This is a genomic window from Actinoplanes sp. NPDC051537, assembly GCF_055586105.1.
In genome coordinates this window covers 154644-174401 of the sequence record NZ_JBVJIU010000008.1, presented here as the reverse complement: position 1 = coordinate 174401, position 19758 = coordinate 154644, and the positions used below count along the sequence as shown (strand labels likewise).

The following is a 19758-nucleotide window of genomic DNA, read 5'->3' as shown; positions in this document are numbered from 1 at the left end:
CCCCATAGATGCCTTTCACTGCCTCGCGCAGCGGGTTCGTATCGTGACACGCGAAATTTTTGTTGTCGAGGGCGCGGCCGCGCATCTACGACAGTGTCGCCTTCCCCCGGGCGTCACGCACGGTGACAGATTGGGAGCGCTCCCATACCCTCCGTCACCATCGAGCGAGAGGACTCGCATGCGAAGAAAGATCGTGGTGGCCGCGCTGGCGATCGGCATCCCCACGGCCGCCATCACTGTCGCCGCCCTGCCGTCCGAGGCCGCGACCCTGCCCGCCGCCGGCGGCGTCTACCAGCTCGCCGTCACCAAGAGCGGGATGTGCATCGACGTGACCGCCGGGTCGAAGTCGTCCGGCGCACTGCTTCAACAGTGGGGCTGCACCGCCGGCGCCACCTGGCAGCAGTTCACGCTCAAGGCCGTCACCGGCGCCCAGTACCAGTTGGTCAACGTCAACAGTGGCCTGTGCGTCGACGTGCCCGGCGCCTCGACGACCTCCGGCGTCCAGCTTCAGCAGTGGGGCTGCGCGACCCAGAACAACCAGCTGTTCACGCTCAACCCGAGCGGCGCGAACACGTACCAGATCATCAACGTGGGCAGCGGCCTGTGCCTGTCGGACAAGGGCGCCTCCACCTCGTCCGGTGCGGCGATCATCCAGGAGACCTGCACCGCGAACACGAACAAGCAGTGGGCCTTCAACGCGGTCGGCGGCGGATCCACCGGCTCGGCGACCGTGGCCAAGGACGGGACCGGGCAGTACACGACGATCCAGGCCGCGATCGACGCGGTGCCGGCGAACAATACGACCCGCCGGACGATCACGATCAAGGCCGGGACCTACCGGGAGATCGTCACCATCCCGTCGAACAAGCCCTACGTCACGCTCCAGGGCCTCGGCTCGTCCGCGTCGCAGACGATCATCGTGAACAACCACAGCTCGGCCGGCGGCTACGGCACGTCGGGCAGCGCGACCGTCTTCGTGAGCGGGCACGACTTCGCGGCGACGAACCTGACGATGTCCAACGACTACGGCGAGGGCAGCCAGGCGGTCGCGGCCAACGTGAACGCCGACAAGTCGGTCTTCAGCAACGTGCGGTTCCTCGGCAACCAGGACACGCTGCTGCTCAACGGCTATCGCTCGTACTACACCGGCTCGTACGTCGAGGGCACCGTCGACTTCATCTTCGGCGGCGGCACCGCCGTCTTCAACGCCAGCAGCATCTACGAGCGGCGGAGCACCGGCGGCCCGATCACCGCGGCCAAGACGGATGCCGCCAACGCGTACGGCTTCCTGTTCTACAAGTGCACGATCACCGGGGCCACGAACAACACCACCCAGCTCGGCCGGCCGTGGGGCCCGGACGCGCAGGTGCTGTACCGCGAGTCGTCGCTGAGCGCCACGATGGCGATCGCCCAGCCGTGGATCGACATGTCCGGCAACTCGTGGAAGAACGCGCGGTTCTTCGAGTACAAGAACACCGGCTCGGGCGCGACCACCAACGGCAACCGGCCGCAGATGAGCGACTCGACCGCGGCCAACTACACCCCGCAGAAATACCTCGCCGGCACGGACGGATGGAACCCGCTGTGAAGAAGATCCTCGCCATCGCCGCGGCCGTCGCGGTCGTGCTCGTCGGCATCTCGGCGCTGCCCTCGGAGGCGGCCACGCTGCCCGCGGCCGGCGGCACCTACCAGCTCGCGGTCACCAAGAGCGGCATGTGCATCGACGTGACCTCGGGCTCCAAGGACAACGGCGCGCTGCTCCAGCAGTGGGGCTGCACGGCCGGCGCCGCCTGGCAGCAGTTCAAGCTGACCGCGGTGTCGTCGTCGCAGTACCAGCTGGTCAACGTCAACAGCGGGCGCTGCATCGACGTTCCGGGCGGGTCGACGGCCTCGGGCGTACAGGTGCAGCAATGGGGTTGCGCCTCGCAGACGAACCAGCTGTTCACGCTGAACCCGAGCGGGAGCAACACGTACCAGATCATCAATGTGGGCAGCGGGCTGTGCCTGTCCGACCAGGGCGCGTCGACCGCGTCCGGCGCCGCGATCATCCAGGAGACGTGCACCGCCAACACCAACAAGCAGTGGGCGTTCAACGCGACGTCGAGCGGCGGCCGGACCTGGTCCAATACGGCCGACGGGTTCGCCGCCGGCACCACGGGCGGGGCCGCCGGCACGACGGTGACAGCGAGCACCTACGCCGATCTGCTGAAATATGCGACATCTACCGCTGCCTACGTCGTGCGGGTGAGCGGCACGATCACGGTCCCCACCTACGGCTACGAAATCCCGGTCACGTCGAACAAGACGATCATCGGCATCGGGGCCTCGGGCCGGATCAAGAACGGCGGGTTCTTCCTCGGCACCGGCATCCACAACGTGATCATCCGGAATCTGACCATCGGCGACACGGCCGTGGCCAGCGATGACCCGGATGACAAGGACTTCGACTACGACGGCATCCAGATGGACACCGCCGATCACGTGTGGATCGACCACAACACGTTCACCAACATCAACGACGGCTACATCGACTCGCGCAAGGACACCTCGTACGTGACCGTGTCCTGGAACGTCATGGGCAACCACAACAAGACCTTCGGCATCGGCTGGACCGAGAACGTCACCGCGCGGATGACGATCCACCACAACTGGCTGCACGACACCAACCAGCGGAACCCGAGCGCGGACAACCTGGCCTACGCGCATCTCTACAACAACTACCTGCAGAACATCAGCTCGTACGGGAACTACTCCCGTGGCGCCACGAAGATGGTGATCGAGAACAGCTACTTCGACCACGTGACCAACCCGTACTACCCGGACGTGACGGCCCAGCTCAAGCAGACCGGCAGCATCGTCGTCAACTCCAGCGGCAAGCAGCAGACGTCGGGCTCGGCCTTCACGCCGAGCAGCTTCTACTCGTACACCCTGGACCCGGCGGCCGACGTCCCGTCGCTGGTCAAGACCTACTCGGGGCCACAGGCGAACATCGGCCTGTGAGGGGGAGAGGCCCGGCCGGAGCGCCAAGCTCCGGCCGGCCTTCAACTGCTGTACACGCGCCGGTTTCCTGGCCTGCCTAGCCTGCGAAGACGTGCCCTCTGCGCGGACCTACGGCGCCACCGCGACCTCCAGCCTTCTGGTCGCCGGCGCCCTCGGCTCTCTCATCCTGCAGCTCTTCGTGCTCCCGCTGGCGCATCTGCCCTGGTGGCTGCTGCTCCCGCTGGTGCTGACCAGCACCCACCTCTGGTCGATCCTGCACGAGTCGATCCACGGCTCGCTGCTGCGCGACCGCACCTGGAACGATCGGCTCGGGCGGACGCTGGCCATCGGGTACGGCGCCCCCTTCATCCTGCTGAAGTCCGGCCATCTGCTGCACCATCGATTCAGCCGTACGCCGCGGGAGCGCACCGAGGTCTACGTGGCCGGCGGCTGGGCGTCGCACGCGCCGGCCTACTACCTGCGCCTGCTCGGCGGGCTTTACCTGGCCGAGGTCGCGTCGGTGGTGCTCGCGCTCGCCCCGCGCCGGCTGTGGCACCGGCTGCGCCACCTGCTGGACACGCCGGACACGGTCACCGCCCTGCTCTTCGACGCGATCACCGGCCGCCGGCTGGGGCAGTTCCGGCGGGACGCGGTGCTGATCGTTCTCGTCTACGGGGCGGCTTTCCTGGCGTACGGGCGAAATTGGTGGATGCTTGTCGCGCTGCTCGCCGGTCGCGCGTTCCTCGTGTCGGTGGCCGACAACGCCTACCACTACGGCACGGCGCTGGACGAGCCGCTCGAGGCGATGAACCTGCGGCTCCCGCGGCTGCTCGAGTCGTTCGTGCTCGCCTTCAACCTGCACGGCGTGCACCATCGCTACCCGGGGCTGGCCTGGCACAGCCTGCGCGGCGCCTTCATCGCCGACGGGGGACGCTTCGACCTCGGCTGGTGGCGCGCTTTGGGGCAGCAGTTCCGGGGCCCGATCGCCGCCGCGTCATTGCCGGGTTCTTCCGGAGAGCGGCTGCCCACCGACGCATGAAACCGGGGGCCGCCGCGCCGATCGCGGCGGCCCCCTTTGGCATCATCCGGCTGTACAGAGGGTTCCGTTGAGCGTGAACGCCGCCGGCAGCACGTTCGGGCCGTTGTAGGCGCCGACGAAGCCGACCGAGGTGGTGCCGCCGCTCGCGGCCAGCGTGGCGTCGCTGGTCACCCGCACGTCGGTGCCGGCCTGCGTCCAGGTCGCGTTCCACCCGCTGCTCACGCTCTGCCACGTAGTCGGCCAGGTGAAGTTGAGCGTCCAGCCGTTGAGCGGCGCCGCGCCGGTGTTGGTGATGTCGACCTGCCCGACGTAGCCGTTGCCCCAGTCGTTGGTGTCGGCGAACTTCACCGTGCACGTGCTGGTGGCCGGCGCGCCGGTGGCGAAGGTCAGCGGCGGCGACGACCAGGAGAGGTTGCCCGCGTTGTCCCGGGCCAGCACGTTGATCGTGTAGCGCTTGCCGGGCTGGAGGTTGTGCGCGGTGAACGACGTGCCGCTCGTCTCGCCGAGCTGCTCGCTGATCGCCCCGTTCGCCCGGTAGATCTCGTACTTGGTGGCGCGGCCCACGGCCGGCCAGGAGATCGTCGCGGTGCGGTCGGTGACGGCCGAGGCCGTCGGAGCGGCGGGGGCGTTCGGCGCGGCGGCGTTGCTCGCGCTCGGGTGCATGGTCAGGAGCGTGAGCGAGTACGGCGGGAGCGTGCTCGCGCTGCCTTGCTGGATCTGCGCATCACCGTTGCCGTACGTCAGCACGGTCGGCGCGCCGGCCGACGGCGTGTAGCCGCGGTAGGAGAGCGCGATGTCGTGCGCCGCGTCCGGGTCCTTGTTGATCAGCAGGACCGACAGGTCGCCGTTCGGCCGGCGGGCCGCGTGGGCGGTGACCAGCGCGTTGTCGGTGGCGGCCCGGACCATCTGGTCGCCCGGGTGCAGGAACGACGACATCAGCTTGAGCCCGTAATAGGGCGCGAACGGCGTGTTCAGCGGCGGCTCGCAGACCGAGTTGTCGCTGGTGCAGGTGCCGCTGGAGAGCAGGCCGAAGTCGTTGTAGTCCTGCTGCCCGGCGACCGTGGACGGCGTGCCGATGCCGTTGTGGACGTTCCACCACTGCACGGTGAAGACACCGTTGGCGATGAGGCTGCTGTACGCGTCGGCCAGGAAGATCGCGCCCGGCTGGGTGTTCTGCCCGACGCCCACGTTCGTCTCGGTGAGGCTGATCCCGATCTTGCCGGCGTTGGGGCCGCCGTACGTGTTGATCTGGTTCCGCAACATGTACATCGAGTCGTCCACGTACTGCGTCTTGCCGATCGCCTCGGCCGCGCTGCCGCCGCCGGGGTACCAGTGCACGTCGACGAAGTCGATGTGCGGGCCGGCGGCCTGGAGCACGACCTGGTTCCAGTTCGCGGCGTCGCCGGCGCCGACCAGCGCGTCCGGCCAGTTCGCGGGCATGGTGAGCACGGCGCCCACCTTGATCGTCGGGTCGACCGCCTTCATCGCGTCGGCGTAGGCGACCACCTCGGCCGCGTACTGGGCCGGGCTCTTGTCGGCGTGGTCGTCGGCCTCCCAGGACGAGCCGTAGTGGCCGTTGCCGTAGTTCTCGTTGCCGATCGTCCAGTACTTCGCCCCGTACTTCTTGGTGACGTTCGCGTACCGCACCCAGCCGGCGGCCTCCGCGGCGGTGCCGGTGCCGTAGTTGGCGATGATCATGGGCTCGGCGCCCGTCCGGCGGGCCGAGGCCATGAACGTGTCGAAGTCGGTGTTGGGGGCGACGTAGCCGCCGGGGGCGGTGTGCGTCTCCCAGTGGTAGATGTCGGCGTACGACCCGCCGGGGTAGCGGATCATCTTGACGCCGGCCTGGCCGAGCAGGTCGGCGACGGCGTCGGTGCCGAGTGTCGTGTCCCAGATGGCGTCGTTCACGCCGAGCGCGGTGGCCGGGACGGTGGCCTGGCCGGCGCGGGCGTTGACGGTGACGGTGACGGGGGTGGTGGCGGCCGAGGCGCTGAGGGCGGGCGCCGCGGCGCTCAGGGCGGCTGCGGCGAGCAGGGCAGCGCCCAGCGCGACGCGACGGGGTATCGCGGTCTGCATGGCTCTCCAATTACGGATTCCGGGGATATGGGAGCGCTCCCAATTTTGCGGCCGGTAACGAAGAGTGTCAATGCGCTGGGGCGCGGGGCGGGGTTGAATTCGGATCCGGGGAATTTGCCGGGAATTCCGACAATTTGTAGGTTTCGGCCGGCTGGAAATGGGGAAGGCCGCGCCCCGCGTCCGGGGTGCGGCCTTCATTTCGGGTCAGATGGTGCTCAGCTTGTGATGCTCAGCTTGTGATGCTCAGCTTGTGATGCTCAGCTTGTGATGCTCAGCTTGTGATGCTCAGCTTGTGATGCTCAGCTTCTCGTGCTCAGCTTCTCGTGCTCGGCCGGGTCAGCGGTGGCCCGGGAAGTCGTGCCCGTGGCCGTGACCGTGGTCGTGGTCGTCGCCCGGGAAGCCGTGGTCGTCGCCCGGGAAGCCGTGGTCGTTGCCCGGGAAGCCGTGGCCGTGACCGGGGAAGCCGTGACCGTGGTTGTCCCAGCTCACGCGCAGCGCCCACCAGTTGCGGTGGAAGCCGCCACGCACGCGGAAGCAGTCATGGTCGTCCCACCGGTTGCGCATCTCGCCGAAGTTGCCGATGCGGTGGCACTGGTTCGCCGTGCGGTAGAAGCCGATGATCTTGGAGCGGTCGCCGTGCGACGCCTTGACCGTCGTCGACTGGCTCGCGGACGGCGCCGGGGTCGCCGAGGCGGCCATGGCCGGGCCCGCGAACGTGGCACTCGCGACGATAGCCATTCCCGTCATCGCCAGCATGCGCGTTGCTTTATTCATCGATCCACCTCTTCATGTCCGGTTATTGCCGATGTGATGATCATAGGAAAATCGCGGCATTTGTCCGGTTGGAATCGCGAACACGATTAGGTGAAAAGGCCGACACGATAATTCGATTTACAGAAATGTGGTCCGGCGGGAAAACCCCGCCGGACCTGCGGCGATTCGTCCGTTCGGACGAGTCAGTTTGTCGGTTTGGTCAGAAGACATCCCGAGATGGCCAGATCGATCGTGCGGCTCGAGGTCAGGCAGGTGGTGAACCAGTAGGTCTCCTCGCCGTAGCTCTGACCCTGGTACGCGTGCGTCGTGCCGTTGGCGTCCACCTCGCACGGGTTGTTGAGCGTGCACATCTGGCCGTCGTCGTTACCGGTGTTGTTGATCCCGACGATCTGGCCCGAGCTCGCGCTGACGATCGGCGAGCCCGAGGTGCCGTGGATGGTGTCGCAGTTGACGTCGTAGCGGATCGAGTCGTGCCAGGTCCACTGGTCCTCGCGCAGCGTGTTCACGAAGCTGTCGATCTTGCAGTTCCAGATCTGCTTCCAGTAGCTGGACGGGATGTCGATGGCGGCGCCCGCGGCGGCCCGGCTCGCCGAGATGGTCAGGGCCGTCGCCCCGTACCGGCTGGAAAGCGTCGCGTAGGTCGAGGTGAGCCGGTAGAGGGTCACGTCGGTGCCGGTCATCGTCGCGTAGAGGACGCGGTCGGCCCGGACCGTCGCCAGCGAGCGGCCGCTGGAGCTCAGCAGCGTGCCCGACCGGCTGCTGGTCCGGTTCTGCAGCACCTGCCCGGCGCTGAGGAAGCCGCCCTCGTAGCAGTGGCCGTTGGTGAGCATCATGGCCCGGTCGCTGCTGACCGAGGAGGGGTAGCGCACCAGCGAGGCCGAGCAGTTGCTCAGCGTGATGGTGGAGGCCAGCGAGGTGGCCGCGACGGCCTGTGCCGGTGCCGGGCCGGCGACGATGCCGGTGGCGGCCGCGATCGCGGCGGCGCCGAGGGCGAGAACCCGTCGGAGGCGCATGGGTGGATCCCTTCTGCCTGCGGCGGCAGGGGATCACCCGCCGCCGATCCTGGTGGCGGCGCGTGACGGGTCGGCGGCACGCTTACGCCGGTGCCCGTACCCTCGCATCGAGATTCATAGATGTCAATCATTGTGTGGGTGGGCTGGGGCGCTCCGCGCTCGCCCTGATGCGTCGAGCACTCGCGTGTCGGGTGCCAGGCATGATCGGCATCGGGGGCGAGCATTGCCGGGCGCCAGGAATCGCCGGTGCCGGGCATCGCCGGCGCGTCGCGTCACGGGCATCGTCCAGACCGCGGGGTTCACGATCTGGTGCGACATGCGGTCGGCGTCTCGTGTCGCGGGCATCGTCGGCGTCTCGCGTCACCTGTGGACACGAGCCCGAAAATGTCATAGCCAGCCCGTAATCTCGCCCCACCCATCACGGGGTGGGGTGGAGTAGGCGGGACGGCGTGGGGCAGGGCGGCGCGGGGCAGGGCGGCGCGGGGCGGGGCAGGACGGCGCGGCGCAGGGCGACAACCGCCCGCCCCACCAGCAACTCGCGCAACGCGTTCGGCCGGCGCCACCCCCTCAAAACAGCGACGCGACATCTCGGCCGTTGTTCGGCGAACTCGCCCGGACGCCCCACCGCGGACTAAGAAAACCGACCACCTGGTCGAAGAGGCAGCCATGGTGGGCGACTGGGTCGACACGGAACTGCCCCGGCTCAACCGTGCCATCCTGCGCGGCGAGGTTCCGCCCAGCGCGTTGGCCGAGCAGGCCCGTGAGCTGCTGTTTCCGCACCTTCCGGCGATCGACCGGCTGGCCGCCGACGAGGCGCGCCGGCTTGTTGTCCGGCTTGGGTTCGTGGGGGCCTCGGTGGCCCGGCACTATCAGGAGTGGAATCCGGGCGGCAAGCAGAGTCCGGAGCGCGCGTTCGATGATCTGGCCGTGGGCGGGCATCCGTTTCGCGAGTACTTCTCGGCGCTGGCGGGGCGCACCGGCGTCGGGCACTACGGGCGGGACAGTTACGCCTCCCTGGTGCGGTGGAACGTCGGCACCCTCGAGGTTCGTCGCGGCGCCGAGCTGATGGCCGTTCTGCCGGGCGCGTTCGACGACGGGCACATCCGCAGCTACACCGGGACCCCGGGCGAGGAGCGCTTCTTTCTGCTGGTCAAGCAGGCCGAGGCGGTCGAGCTTGCGGTCAACGACGTGCTCGGGCCGCTGAACGGCGAAGACGCGTGCCTGATCTCAGGCGAGGCGATCGAGCGCGTACGGCTGGCAACCGGCCTGATTCTCGCCATGCGCCGCCTCTTTCTCGATTTTGCCGCTCTGCCGCCGGACGAGAGCATGCCGGCCGAGCACTTCCTGGACGTGTTCCGGCAGTTCGCGGTGCATTGGACGCGCGGCGACATCCCGCCCAGCGGCGCGCTCGACCCGGAGGCGCTCAAGCGCGACTTCCTGCTCGGCATCGCCATTCCCGGGTACGACCAGCACGTGCGCCGTCTCTTCCCGGCTCTGCTCGACGTGGAACGCGCCGCCCTCGAGGACCTGATGGCCCGCCCGACGCTGCCGCAGCGGCTGCTCGACCAGCTCGACCTCGGCCCGGGCCGGCTGACCGCGGAGTCGCCGGCCGAGCTGCGCGGCCTGGTCGGCGCCTACCCAGCGCTCGTCGACTGGTACCGGCTGCTCACCGCGCACGCCCGGGCCGCCGGGGCGCACCTGATGCTGAGCAAGAAGTTCCTGTTCAAGCCCCAGCGCCGGCGTGACCAGGCCGGGCAGGGCGACAAGCCGCTGGTTTCCAACCGCCGTGGCACCACCGGAATGAACGAGATGTTCCTGGAACGGCTGACCCGGGCCCGCCAGGAACACCCGCTCGCGCCGCTTCGCACCGCCCTAACCGGCGAAACGGCGGAAAAGGTACGTGCGGCGGAGGTACCGTCGGCCGCATCGGTCTCGGTCGCGCTGGTGGGGTGACGTGGTGGGCGGCGTGGGGGTGAAGGTCGGCCATGAGCAGCTCATGGCCCTGATCGACCACACCTCGGCGGTCATCTACATGCGCGACGCCGACGGGCACTACCTCCTGGTCAACCGGGAGTACGAGCGGCTGTTCCACCTGCGCCGCGAGGACATCGTCGGGCTCACCGACCACGACCTGTTCCCGGGGCCGATCGCCGACGAGTTCCGGGCCAACGACTTGGCCGCCATCGCGCGCGGGGTGCCGCTCCAGATGGAGGAGCAGGCGCCGGCCGAGGACGGGCTCCACACGTACGTCACCGTGAAGTTTCCCCTGCACGATGCGGCCGGCCGGGCGTACGCCATCTGCGGCATCTCCACCGACATCACCGAGCGCAAGCGCGCCGAGGAGGAGGTCCGCCGGCTCAACGACGAGCTCGAGCTGCGCGTACGCCAACGGACCGCCGAGCTGGAGGCGGCCAACCGGGAGCTCGACTCGTTCGCCTACTCGGTCTCGCATGATCTGCGGGCGCCGCTGCGGTCGCTCGAGGGCTTCAGCCAGGTGCTGCTCGAGGACTACGCCGACGAGCTGGCCGAGGAGGCGCAGGGCTACCTGCGGCGGATCCAGGCCAACGTGGGGCGGATGGCGCAGATGATCGACGACCTGCTGCACCTGTCCCGGGCCACCAGATCACAACTGCGCCGGTCGCGTACGGACGTCAGCGCTCTGGCCCGGGAGATCGCCGGCGAGCTGGACGAGGCCCGGTGGGACATCGCCGACGACATGGTGGCGCAGGGTGATCCGCACCTGATCCGGCTCGTGCTGCAGAACCTGATGGGCAACGCGCGCAAGTTCACGTCCCGCACGTCCGGCCCGGCGATCACGGTGAGCGTGCGCTGTCAGGACGGGATCGACGTCTTCGAGGTCCGCGACAACGGCGCCGGCTTCGACATGAAGTACGCGGACAAGATCTTCGACCCGTTCCAGCGGCTGCACTCGGCCGGCGAGTTCGAGGGCACCGGGATCGGCCTGGCCATCGTGCACCGCATCGTCACCCGGCACGGCGGCCGCATCGTGGCCGAGGGCGCGGTGGGCGAGGGCGCCGCGTTCCGGTTCAGCCTCACGCCCGCGCCGGCGGACTGGGAGATCCGATGACCGAGGGCCCGATCCTGCTGGTCGAGGACAACCCGGACGACGCGGTGCTGACCGTCCGGGCCTTCACCAAGAACCGCATCCGGAACGAGGTGGTGATCGCCACCGACGGCGAGCAGGCCCTGAACCGCCTGCTCCCGGAGACCGGCGAGCCGCTGCGGCCGGCGCTGATCCTGCTCGACATCAAGCTGCCGAAGATCGACGGGCTCGAGGTGCTGCGCCGGCTGCGCGACGACGAACGCACCCGGCGGCTGCCGGTCGTCGTGCTGACCACGTCGAACGAGGACCGGGACATCGCGACCAGCTACGAGCTCGGGGCGAACAGTTTCGTACGCAAGCCGGTGGTCTTCGACGAGTTCGTCGCCGCCGTCAACGCCCTCGGCGTGTACTGGCTCCTCGTCAACGAACCGGCGCCGCTGCCGTGAGCGCCGACGTGCACGTCCTCATCATCGACGACAGCGACGACGACGCCGTGCTGATCGTGCGGCAGCTGACCAAGGCCGGCCTCGGCGTCGTCCACCGTCGAGCCGACACCCCCGACGGCGTGGCGGCCGCCCTCGCCGAGCGCTCGCCCGACGTGGTGATCTGCGACTACAACATGCCGGTGTTCCGCGCCGAGGAGGCTCTCGAACAGGTTCGCGAGCACGACGCCGACATCCCGTTCGTGCTGGTCAGCGGCCAGGTGGGGGAGGAGGCGGCGGCCGCCATGATGCGGGCCGGGGTGCGCGACTTCGTGCTCAAGGATCGGCTGGCCCGGCTCGCTCCGGCCGTCCAGCGCGAGCTGCACGAGGCGGCCGAGCGGCGGCAGCGGCGCCGGGCCGAGGCGGCGCTGCGGGAGAGCGAGGAACGCTTCCGGCTCATCGCCGAGCACGCCCAGGACGTCATCTTCCGCTACCGGCTGCACCCCGTACCGGCCATGGAGTACCTCAGTCCCGCGATCGAGGAGATCACCGGCTTTCCGCCCGAGCGCTTCTATGCCGATCCCGAGCTGATCTTCCAAACGGTGGATGCCGAGGACCGTGCCACCCTCCACGCGTCCTGGCGTTCGGCCGAACCGGGCACGCTCACCATTCACGTCCGGCACGCGGCCGGCCGCGCCGCGTGGGTCGAGCAGCGGGCCAGCTCGGTCGCCGATGGGTCCGGCCGGGTCGTCGCCGTCGAGGGCATCCTCCGCGACATCACCGAGCGCACCCGGCTCGAACAGCAGCTGCGCCAGGCCGAGCGGCTCGACTCGCTGGGTCAGCTCGCCGGCGGCATCGCCCACGACTTCAACAACATCCTGGCGGTGATCTCCGGGTACGCCGACATCCTCGCCGACGAGCTGACCGACCACCCGTGCCGCCCCGACGTGCAGGCGATCGAGCAGGCGGCCGCCCGGGGCAGCGGCCTCACCCGGCAACTGCTGATCTTCAGCCGCCTGGAGCCGTCCCGGCCCGAGACGCTCGACCTCAACACGGTGGCGGCCGACATGCAGCGCCTGCTGGCCCGCACGCTCGGCGAGGACATCGAGCTGAGCACGATGCTGGCGTCCGACCTGCCGGCCATCCTGATGGACCGCAGCAAGCTCGAACAGGTGCTGATGAACGCGGTGATGAACTCGCGCGCCGCGATGCCCTCCGGCGGCCGCCTCACGATCTCGACCGGCGTCGAGTCCGGCGGCCGTTTCGTGAGCCTGAGCATCACCGACACCGGCGTCGGCATGCCCCCCGAGGTGGCGGCGCGCGCGTTCGAGCCGTTCTTCACGACCAAGGGCCGGGGCAAGGGGACCGGGCTGGGGCTGGCCACCGCGTACGGCGTGGTGACCGACGTGGGCGGCACGATCACCCTGGACTCGCAGCCCGGCCAGGGCACCACCGTCCAGGTACGCCTCCCGGTCAGCTCCGAGACCCCGGCGGCGCCCGTGCCGTCCGACTACGCGGCGGCGGCCGACGGCGCGGGCCGGCGCATCCTGGTCGTCGAGGACGAGGACGGCGTCCGCGACATCGTCTGCCGCATCCTGGTGAAGGCGGGCTACGAGGTCCACTCCGCGGGCGACCCGCAGGAGGCGCTGAAGCTCTGCCTGGAGCGAGACTTGCAGGTGGACGCCCTGCTCAGCGACGTCATCATGCCCGGCATGTCGGGCACCCAGCTGGCGGCCGAGTTGCGCCGCAGCCGCCCGGAGCTGCCGGTGCTGTTCATGTCGGGCTACACGAGCGGCCCGGCGCCGGGTGGCCAGGAGTTGCCGGCGGACGCGCCGTTGCTGCACAAGCCGTTCCAGAACGACCAGCTGCTGAACGCGATGCACCAGTTGCTGGAGCGGCGCCGGCCGCCGGGGTGAGCGCCGGCGGGCTGTCGATATTGACGTCGGCGAATGAGCGGGCGACGATGTGTCGATGCGCTTCGACAAGGTAAGGGCTTTCCTCGCGGCGTCGGTTCTGGTTCTCGGGCTCGGCGCGGCTACGGCAACACCGGCGAATGCCGCGACGCCCGCGACGGCCGCGACGCCCGCGACGGCCGCACCGGCGAGAACGCACACCATCTCCTACGACCAGTACTCGATGGTCATCGACGGCGAGCGGACCTTCATCTGGTCCGGGGAGATGCACCCCTTCCGGCTGCCCAGCCCCGAACTGTGGCGCGACGTCCTGCAGAAGATGAAGGCGATCGGCTTCAACGCCGTCTCCTTCTACTTCGACTGGGGATACCACTCGCCCTCCCCGGGCGTTTACGACTTCACCGGCGTCCGCGACATGGACCGGCTTCTGACGATCGCCGACCAGGTGGGGCTCTATGTCATCGCGCGGCCGGGGCCGTACATCAATGCCGAGACCGATGGCGGCGGCTTTCCGGCCTGGCTGAGCACCCAGGCCGGGCGCGCCCGCAGCGACGCCCCCGACTACCTGGCCGCCACCGACGAGTGGCAGACCGCGATCGACGCGATCATCGCGCGGCATCAGCTGAGCAACGGCACCGGCTCGGTGATCCTCTATCAGATCGAGAACGAGCTGGCCTCGACCGGCGCCGCCCAGAGCAACTACATGCGGCACCTGTACGACAAGGCCCGCACCGACGGGATCACGGTCCCGATCTTCCACAACGACAAGGGCCGCAACGGGTACTGGGTGCCGGCCTCGTCGACGGTGCCCGGCACGATAAAGGGACCGGTCGACATGTACGCGTTCGACGGCTACCCGGGCGGCACCTGCCACACCGACGGCACGGTCGGCTCGCCCAACACCGCGCCGGACTGGGGCATCCAAGGGGTCGGCGGCGCGAAGGGCGGCGCCAGCGCTTCGGACACGACGCCGGGCTTCACGGCCGAGTTCGGCGGGGGCTGGTTCGACTACTGGGGCAGCGTCGGCACGTACCCCTGCACCGCGGTTCGCCAGGGCAACGGCTACGAGCGGGTCTTCTACGGCACCAACATCGCCAACCGGCTCACCGTGCAGAACTTCTACATGGTCTCCGGCGGCACCTCGTGGGGCTGGCTGCCGGCGCCGGTGGTCTACAGCTCCTACGACTACGGCGCGGCGATCGACGAGGGCCGGCAGCTGCGCCCCAAGGCCGAGGCGCTCAAGGAGCTGGGCTACTTCGTGCAGAGCGTGAAGCCGCTGACCAAGGTGGACAAGGGCAGCGACGTCGCGACCTCGACGCCGACGGTGAAGATCCAGCACACGGTCAACGCGGAGACGGGCACGAACTTCTACTTCGCGGTGCACAACCCGACCAACGCCACCACCGACGACAGCTTCACGTTCCCCATCGACACGGCCGACGGGTCGTACACCGTGCCGTTGCGGCTCAACGGGCAGGACGCCAAGACGCTGGTGGCGCACTACGACCTCGAGGGCAACCACCTCGTCTACTCGACCTCGGAGATCGAGACGCACGTGAACGGCGTGGCGCTGCTGCACGGCCGCGACGGCGAGGCGGGCGAGACCGTCCTGCGCTACCCGGCCGCGCCCACGGTCAAGGTGCTGGAAGGGGCGGCCGAGGCCGCCTACGACCCGGTGTCCGGCGATCTGCGGCTCACCTACTCTCATCAAGGACTTTTGCGCGTACGCATCACCGCACCCGGGCGTCCCGCATTGACGCTGCTCGTGGCCGACGAGTCGACGGCGAAGACGTTCTGGCGGGTGGGTGACGTGATCGTGCGTGGCCCGCAACTGGCCCGCACCGCCCGAACCCGCGGCGCCCGGCTCGACCTGACCGGCGACACCACCGCCCCGGCGCCGCTCGAGGTGTGGGCGCCCCCGTCGACCCGCTCGGTGACGTGGAACGGCCGAACCGTCGTGATTGCTCACCGGGCCGGGGGCAGCCTTCTCGCCGTACGGGAGCTGGATGGACCGCAACCGATCACCCTGCCCGACCTGACCGCCCAGACCTGGAAATATGCCGCGGAGTCGCCGGAGGCGGCGCCCGGCTTCGACGACGCCGGCTGGCGGGCCGCCGACCTGACCGCCACCAACAGCACCACCAAGCCGCCCGCCGGGCAGGTGGTGCTGACCGCCGACGACTACGGCTTCCACCACGGCGACGTCTGGTACCGCGGGCGCTTCGACGGCGCCGCGCCCGCCTCGGTGAGCCTCGACTACGGCGGCGGTGGCGCCGGACTCCTACAGGCCTGGATGGACGGCGTCTACCTGGGACAGAACGTGATCCCGAGCGGGCTGGCCGCGCCGCCGACCCGGGCCACGGCGACGTTCACGATCCCGCCCGGGGCGTCACCGGACGGCTCGCACGTGCTGTCGGTGATGGTGCGCAACAACTCACACAACGAGGACGGCGGGGTCAACGACGCCCACAAGGAGGGCCGCGGCCTGATCGGCGTCACGTTCGACGGCGTGGTGCCGGCCGTCGCGTGGCGGGTCCAGGGCACGGCCGGCGTCGATCCGGTGCGCGGGCCGCTCAACAACGGCGGCCTGTTCGGCGAGCGCGCGGGCTGGTATCGGCCCGGCTTCCACGATCGCTCGTGGACGACCCGGAGCGTGCCGGACGCGTCGGCCGTGGCCGGGACCGCGTGGTACCGCACGAGCTTCGACCTGCGGATCCCGCGCGACCTCGACGCCTCGCTGGGCCTGACCATCGGCGACCCGTCGGTGCCGCGGTCGGGCGGCCACTACCGGGTGCTGATCTTCGTGAACGGCTGGAACATGGGCCAGTACATCGCCGGCGTCGGGCCGCAGCACACGTTCGCGCTGCCGACCGGGGTGCTCGACCCGCACGGCCGCAACACCCTGGCGCTGGCCGTGACCAGCGACGGCGGTCCCGCCGACGGGATCGAATCGGTGCGCCTCACTCGGCTGGGGGTGGCTCGGACCTGGTAAGGGCGTTGCGGGCCCGGGTGAGGGCCACCCGCCGGGCGTGCTCGGCCCCGCTTCGGTGCTGGGTGACCGTCGTCGTCGCGGCGGTCACCTGGTTTCGCAGGGTGCGCAGTGGACGTTCGGCGTCGTCGGGTTGCGGCAGGTTCTTCAGGAGCGCCAGATCCAGCCGTACGGGATCGGAAGGTCGCCCTTTGGTCGCGAGGTCGGCCTGGTTGATGGCCGTGTCGATCGACCGCCGCAGCTTCGGCGCCTCCCGCCGCGCCCGCGTGATCGCCTCCTGGAAGCGCCGCTCCCGCATCGGGTCCTGCTTCATCGCCGGCTTCGGGCGCTGAAGCGCCGCATCGAGGTGCCGGATCATCGCCTTTCCTTGCCGCGAGGCGTCGTCGCAGGCGCGGATGGCCTTCTTCAGCGCCCGGTAACCCTGGTCGTATCGGCCCAGCGCCCGCTCCAGCTCCTTGTCGAGGTTCTGATCGGCGCGGCGTTCCAGCTGCTCGCGCTTGCGCACCCCGGCCATCGCCCGGCGCCGCGCTCGCGACGCCTCCCGGTACCGGCCGGCGCGCCCGTCTTCGTCGTTGCGGAACACGGCGAAGAACGACCGGTCCACCCAGTCGGTGCCGTCGGCGGACTCGGCGAGGCGGCGGTCGGCCTCGCCGAGCTCGTCCTTGGCGTTCGCGACGCCGGTTCGGGCGTTGTGCCATGTGGTCACGTACGGGGCCATCAGGGCGCGGACCCGATCGTTCACTTAGCGGGCACCATCCAATCGAGGACCGGCGTGCCCTGAAGCGTCACCAGCACACACATGATCAGCAACAGGACCAGACTCCACCCGACCACCCGCCGGAAGATGTCGCCCTCGCGGCCGGCCATGCCCACCGCCGAGGCGGCGATCGCCAGGTTCTGCGGGCTGATCATCTTGCCGAGCACGCCGCCCGACGAGTTCGCGGCGGCCAGCAGCACCGGGTCGAGGCCGGCCTTGGTCGCGGTCTGCACCTGAAGCGCGCCGAAGAGCGCGTTCGAGGACGTGTCCGAGCCGGTCACCGCGACGCCGATCCAGCCGAGGATCGACGACAGGAAGACGAAGAAGCCGCCGGCCATCGCCAGGAACGCGCCCAGCGTGTTGGTCTGCCCCGACTGGTTCATCACGTAGGCGAGCGCCAGCACGGCCATGACCGTCACGATGGCGTGTCGCAGGGTCACGTACGTCTCGCCGTACGCCCGCAATGCCTTGCTCGGTTTTATGCGCAGCACGATCGCCGTGATGATGCCCGCGACGATCATCAGCGTGCCCGCCGCCGGGAGCCAGCCGAGCGTGAAGTTGGTCGAGGAGACCGGCTTGCCGCTGGCGCCGAGCACGTGCAGGCCGGGCCAGCCGAAGATGACCGTCCACGGCTCCTTGGCCAGCGCCGCCTTGATCGCGCCGATGTTGGTGATCGAGAACAAGACGATGATGATCAGGTACGGCGCGTAGGCCTTCGCCACCTCGGCGGGTGGATCGACCTTCTCCCCGTACGCGTCGCCGCTGCTTGGTTTCGCGGGCGGTTTGCTTTTTTCGACCGTGCCGCCCCCGGTCGCGGTCGCTTGGACCGTGACCACCTCGGCGGCCTCGGCCTCGGACTCGACGTGTAGTGGCGGAATCTCGGCCGGCTGCCACACCCGCAGCAGCAGGACCACGGAGGCCGCCGACAGCAGCGACGCGATGATGTCGGTGAGCGGCACCGAGACGTAGTTCGAGGCGGCGAACTGCGCGACCGCGAAGACCAGGCCCGAGACGATCGCGGCCGGCCAGGTCTGCCGCATGCCGCGCCGCCCGTCGATCACCGCAACCAGAATCAGCGGCACGATCACCGCGAGCACCGGCGTCTGCCGCCCGACCATCGCCCCGAGCGTGTCCGTGTTGAGCCGCGGATCGTCGCCGGCCCCCGACGTCACCGTCCCCAGCGTCACGATCGGCGTGGCAAGGGCCCCGAACGCAACCGGCGCGGTGTTCGCGATGAGCGCCACCGCAGCCGCCCGCACCGGCGGGAACCCCAGCGCCATCAGCATGACCACGGTGACCGCCACCGGAGTGCCAAACCCCGCGAGCGCCTCGAGCAGCGCCCCGAAGCAGAAGGCCACAATGATCGCCTGAATACGCATGTCCGGGCTGACTCTCGCCATGGACCGCCGCAGCACATCAAAGTGCCCGCTGACGACGGTCAGGTTGTAGACCCAGATAGCATTGATCACAATCCACAAAATCGGGAAAAATCCGAATGTGGCCCCTTCGGTGGCCGAAAGCAGCGCCTGCCCCACCGGCATCGAGTACACAATGATCGCCACCAGCAGCGACACCACAAGCGAGATAACCCCGGCAAGCCAGGCCCGCATCCGCAGAGCGCCAAGCAAAACAAACAGCGTGAGCAGCGGCAACGCCGCAAAGATGGCGGACACGGCAACCGAGTTGGCAACCGGGTCGGTCACGATCCTGAACTGATCCACGTCAGTCACCGCCAAGAATCGATCACTTTCCATGGAACATACCCGTGACCGCCGTCACAGGTAAGACCTCGCCCCAACCAGATCGAGTTCGCCCGGATGGACTGCGAAGTCGACGCCGCCATCCGGCGCCCCTTGGCCGAGCGCTGGGCCCATCGCGGGCGCTACGAGCCGCCGGTCCATGCGGCGCCTCGCCCCGTGGCCCATGCACCACCCCGCCCCTTCTGGGTGGGGCCGATTCAAGCAGCCGGGTCTGACAGTTTCCGCTCGTTGTCCACAGGGCGGGTTCCGCTAGGAATCACCAGCCGGAAGCCGCTCCCCGCTCGGCAGACTCATGTGCCGAACGACCGCGCCGTCCGGGCTGATCGCCCGGCAGATGCCGACGCCCACCAGAAGTGGCCGTAACCGACATCACCGGTGTAGACCAACCGAAGCATCCGTGCCCACAGTCCGGGCAGGCGCCACTGCCGTTCCGAGAAACGCGTCGAAGGAGTCCATCCAGTCGTCGTAGGTAGCCGTCAGTCCATCCTCGGCCTCCGTGCCGGAAAGTTCAGAGCAGCGGCTGGGGCAGAGCCTCGACCCGATGTCCGAGCTGGAGCGCGGCGGCCTCGGGAAGGTCCTCCCAATCCCACTCCGCACCGAAGATCGCTTCCCCGCCCCGGCACAGGAGGACGGCCTCCTCGCCGTTGAAGAGCAACACACCGTCGGCCCCCGTGCGCTGCTGGATGGCCAGCACACTGCCGATCATCAGCGCCGTGTTGTGGGGCTCCAATTCGCGTTCCAGGTTCGAGAAGCGAAAGAGGGCGGAGACGCGATGAGGAAAACCGAACAGCACGGGTGCCGGGGAGTCGTCGTCCGGAGTTTCCCGCCAGGTCCGGATGATCAGCCCGTCACGAGTTACGCTGCCCCGCTCGGAGACCGTACCGTCGACCGCCATCGCGATCATCGATCGCAGCTCGTCATCACTCAGATCCGCGGCGCCGTAGAAGACGTACTCGAGGGCCATGTGTTGGC

Annotated in this window: 14 protein-coding genes; 8 read left to right on the top strand and 6 right to left on the bottom strand. The window is 69.2% G+C overall.

Going from position 1 to position 19758, the window contains the following annotated elements; all coding sequences use genetic code 11:
- Positions 1-178 precede the first annotated feature (178 nt).
- From ACZ6TB_RS21065 to ACZ6TB_RS21055, 3 genes are all read left to right on the top strand, one after another.
- A complete protein-coding gene (locus tag ACZ6TB_RS21065; protein ID WP_465556228.1) occupies positions 179-1588 on the top strand; it encodes a pectinesterase family protein in 1410 nt (469 codons plus the stop codon).
- Positions 1585-3000 carry an RICIN domain-containing protein gene (locus ACZ6TB_RS21060; RefSeq protein WP_465556227.1) on the top strand — a complete coding sequence of 472 codons (1416 nt, stop codon included), beginning with the start codon at positions 1585-1587 and terminating at the stop codon, positions 2998-3000. Before ACZ6TB_RS21065 ends, ACZ6TB_RS21060 begins: the two co-directional genes overlap by 4 nt.
- Positions 3001-3091: 91 nt before the next feature.
- Positions 3092-4018 (top strand): fatty acid desaturase, encoded by a 927-nt coding sequence (locus ACZ6TB_RS21055; protein WP_465556226.1) that lies wholly within the window; start codon positions 3092-3094, stop codon positions 4016-4018.
- A gap of 42 nt (positions 4019-4060) precedes the next feature.
- Here the strand turns inward: ACZ6TB_RS21055 and ACZ6TB_RS21050 are convergent, their stop codons facing one another.
- The 3 genes from ACZ6TB_RS21050 to ACZ6TB_RS21040 form a co-directional block, all read right to left on the bottom strand.
- A complete protein-coding gene (locus tag ACZ6TB_RS21050; RefSeq protein ID WP_465556225.1) occupies positions 4061-6094 on the bottom strand; it encodes a cellulose binding domain-containing protein in 2034 nt (677 codons plus the stop codon).
- Positions 6095-6430: 336 nt separating this feature from the next.
- The gene (locus tag ACZ6TB_RS21045) at positions 6431-6868 is read right to left on the bottom strand and encodes a hypothetical protein (protein WP_465556224.1); all 438 of its coding nucleotides are present in this window, start codon (positions 6866-6868) and stop codon (positions 6431-6433) included.
- Positions 6869-7050: 182 nt separating this feature from the next.
- Positions 7051-7881 carry a trypsin-like peptidase domain-containing protein gene (locus tag ACZ6TB_RS21040; protein WP_465556223.1) on the bottom strand — a complete coding sequence of 277 codons (831 nt, stop codon included), beginning with the start codon at positions 7879-7881 and terminating at the stop codon, positions 7051-7053.
- A gap of 666 nt (positions 7882-8547) precedes the next feature.
- Here ACZ6TB_RS21040 and ACZ6TB_RS21035 point away from each other — a divergent pair.
- Genes ACZ6TB_RS21035 through ACZ6TB_RS21015 form a run of 5 tightly spaced genes read left to right on the top strand, consistent with a single transcriptional unit; the run spans position 8548 to position 16272 of the window.
- Positions 8548-9834 (top strand): hypothetical protein, encoded by a 1287-nt coding sequence (locus tag ACZ6TB_RS21035; protein WP_465556222.1) that lies wholly within the window; start codon positions 8548-8550, stop codon positions 9832-9834.
- Positions 9835-9847: 13 nt separating this feature from the next.
- Positions 9848-10969 carry a sensor histidine kinase gene (locus ACZ6TB_RS21030; RefSeq protein WP_465556221.1) on the top strand — a complete coding sequence of 374 codons (1122 nt, stop codon included), beginning with the start codon at positions 9848-9850 and terminating at the stop codon, positions 10967-10969.
- Positions 10966-11391 carry a response regulator gene (locus tag ACZ6TB_RS21025; RefSeq protein ID WP_465556220.1) on the top strand — a complete coding sequence of 142 codons (426 nt, stop codon included), beginning with the start codon at positions 10966-10968 and terminating at the stop codon, positions 11389-11391. The genes ACZ6TB_RS21030 and ACZ6TB_RS21025 overlap by 4 nt, the downstream gene beginning before the upstream one ends.
- Positions 11388-13283: a response regulator gene (locus tag ACZ6TB_RS21020; RefSeq protein WP_465556219.1), complete on the top strand. Its 1896-nt coding sequence runs from the start codon at positions 11388-11390 to the stop codon at positions 13281-13283. The genes ACZ6TB_RS21025 and ACZ6TB_RS21020 overlap by 4 nt, the downstream gene beginning before the upstream one ends.
- A gap of 55 nt (positions 13284-13338) precedes the next feature.
- Entirely contained in the window at positions 13339-16272 is a 2934-nt protein-coding gene (locus ACZ6TB_RS21015) for a beta-galactosidase (protein WP_465556218.1), read from the top strand.
- Here the strand turns inward: ACZ6TB_RS21015 and ACZ6TB_RS21010 are convergent.
- The 3 genes from ACZ6TB_RS21010 to ACZ6TB_RS21000 form a co-directional block, all read right to left on the bottom strand.
- The gene (locus tag ACZ6TB_RS21010) at positions 16241-17011 is read right to left on the bottom strand and encodes a hypothetical protein (protein WP_465556217.1); all 771 of its coding nucleotides are present in this window, start codon (positions 17009-17011) and stop codon (positions 16241-16243) included. The genes ACZ6TB_RS21015 and ACZ6TB_RS21010 overlap by 32 nt on opposite strands.
- Entirely contained in the window at positions 17008-18780 is a 1773-nt protein-coding gene (locus ACZ6TB_RS21005) for an L-lactate permease (RefSeq protein ID WP_465556216.1), read from the bottom strand. Before ACZ6TB_RS21005 ends, ACZ6TB_RS21010 begins: the two co-directional genes overlap by 4 nt.
- A gap of 514 nt (positions 18781-19294) precedes the next feature.
- A complete protein-coding gene (locus tag ACZ6TB_RS21000) occupies positions 19295-19750 on the bottom strand; it encodes a SitI3 family protein (protein ID WP_465556215.1) in 456 nt (151 codons plus the stop codon).
- Positions 19751-19758 lie beyond the last annotated feature (8 nt).

What these genes read in the sequence shown, in the direction of transcription:
- ACZ6TB_RS21045 (WP_465556224.1), bottom strand. Translation starts at nt 6,868, where the DNA reads ATGAATAAAGCAACGCGCATGCTGGCGATGACGGGAATGGCTATCGTC.
- ACZ6TB_RS21035 (WP_465556222.1), top strand. Translation starts at nt 8,548, where the DNA reads ATGGTGGGCGACTGGGTCGACACGGAACTGCCCCGGCTCAACCGTGCC.
- ACZ6TB_RS21040 (WP_465556223.1), bottom strand. Translation starts at nt 7,881, where the DNA reads ATGCGCCTCCGACGGGTTCTCGCCCTCGGCGCCGCCGCGATCGCGGCC.
- ACZ6TB_RS21025 (WP_465556220.1), top strand. Translation starts at nt 10,966, where the DNA reads ATGACCGAGGGCCCGATCCTGCTGGTCGAGGACAACCCGGACGACGCG.
- ACZ6TB_RS21000 (WP_465556215.1), bottom strand. Translation starts at nt 19,750, where the DNA reads ATGGCCCTCGAGTACGTCTTCTACGGCGCCGCGGATCTGAGTGATGAC.
- ACZ6TB_RS21005 (WP_465556216.1), bottom strand. Translation starts at nt 18,780, where the DNA reads ATGGAAAGTGATCGATTCTTGGCGGTGACTGACGTGGATCAGTTCAGG.
- ACZ6TB_RS21065 (WP_465556228.1), top strand. Translation starts at nt 179, where the DNA reads ATGCGAAGAAAGATCGTGGTGGCCGCGCTGGCGATCGGCATCCCCACG.
- ACZ6TB_RS21015 (WP_465556218.1), top strand. Translation starts at nt 13,339, where the DNA reads ATGCGCTTCGACAAGGTAAGGGCTTTCCTCGCGGCGTCGGTTCTGGTT.
- ACZ6TB_RS21050 (WP_465556225.1), bottom strand. Translation starts at nt 6,094, where the DNA reads ATGCAGACCGCGATACCCCGTCGCGTCGCGCTGGGCGCTGCCCTGCTC.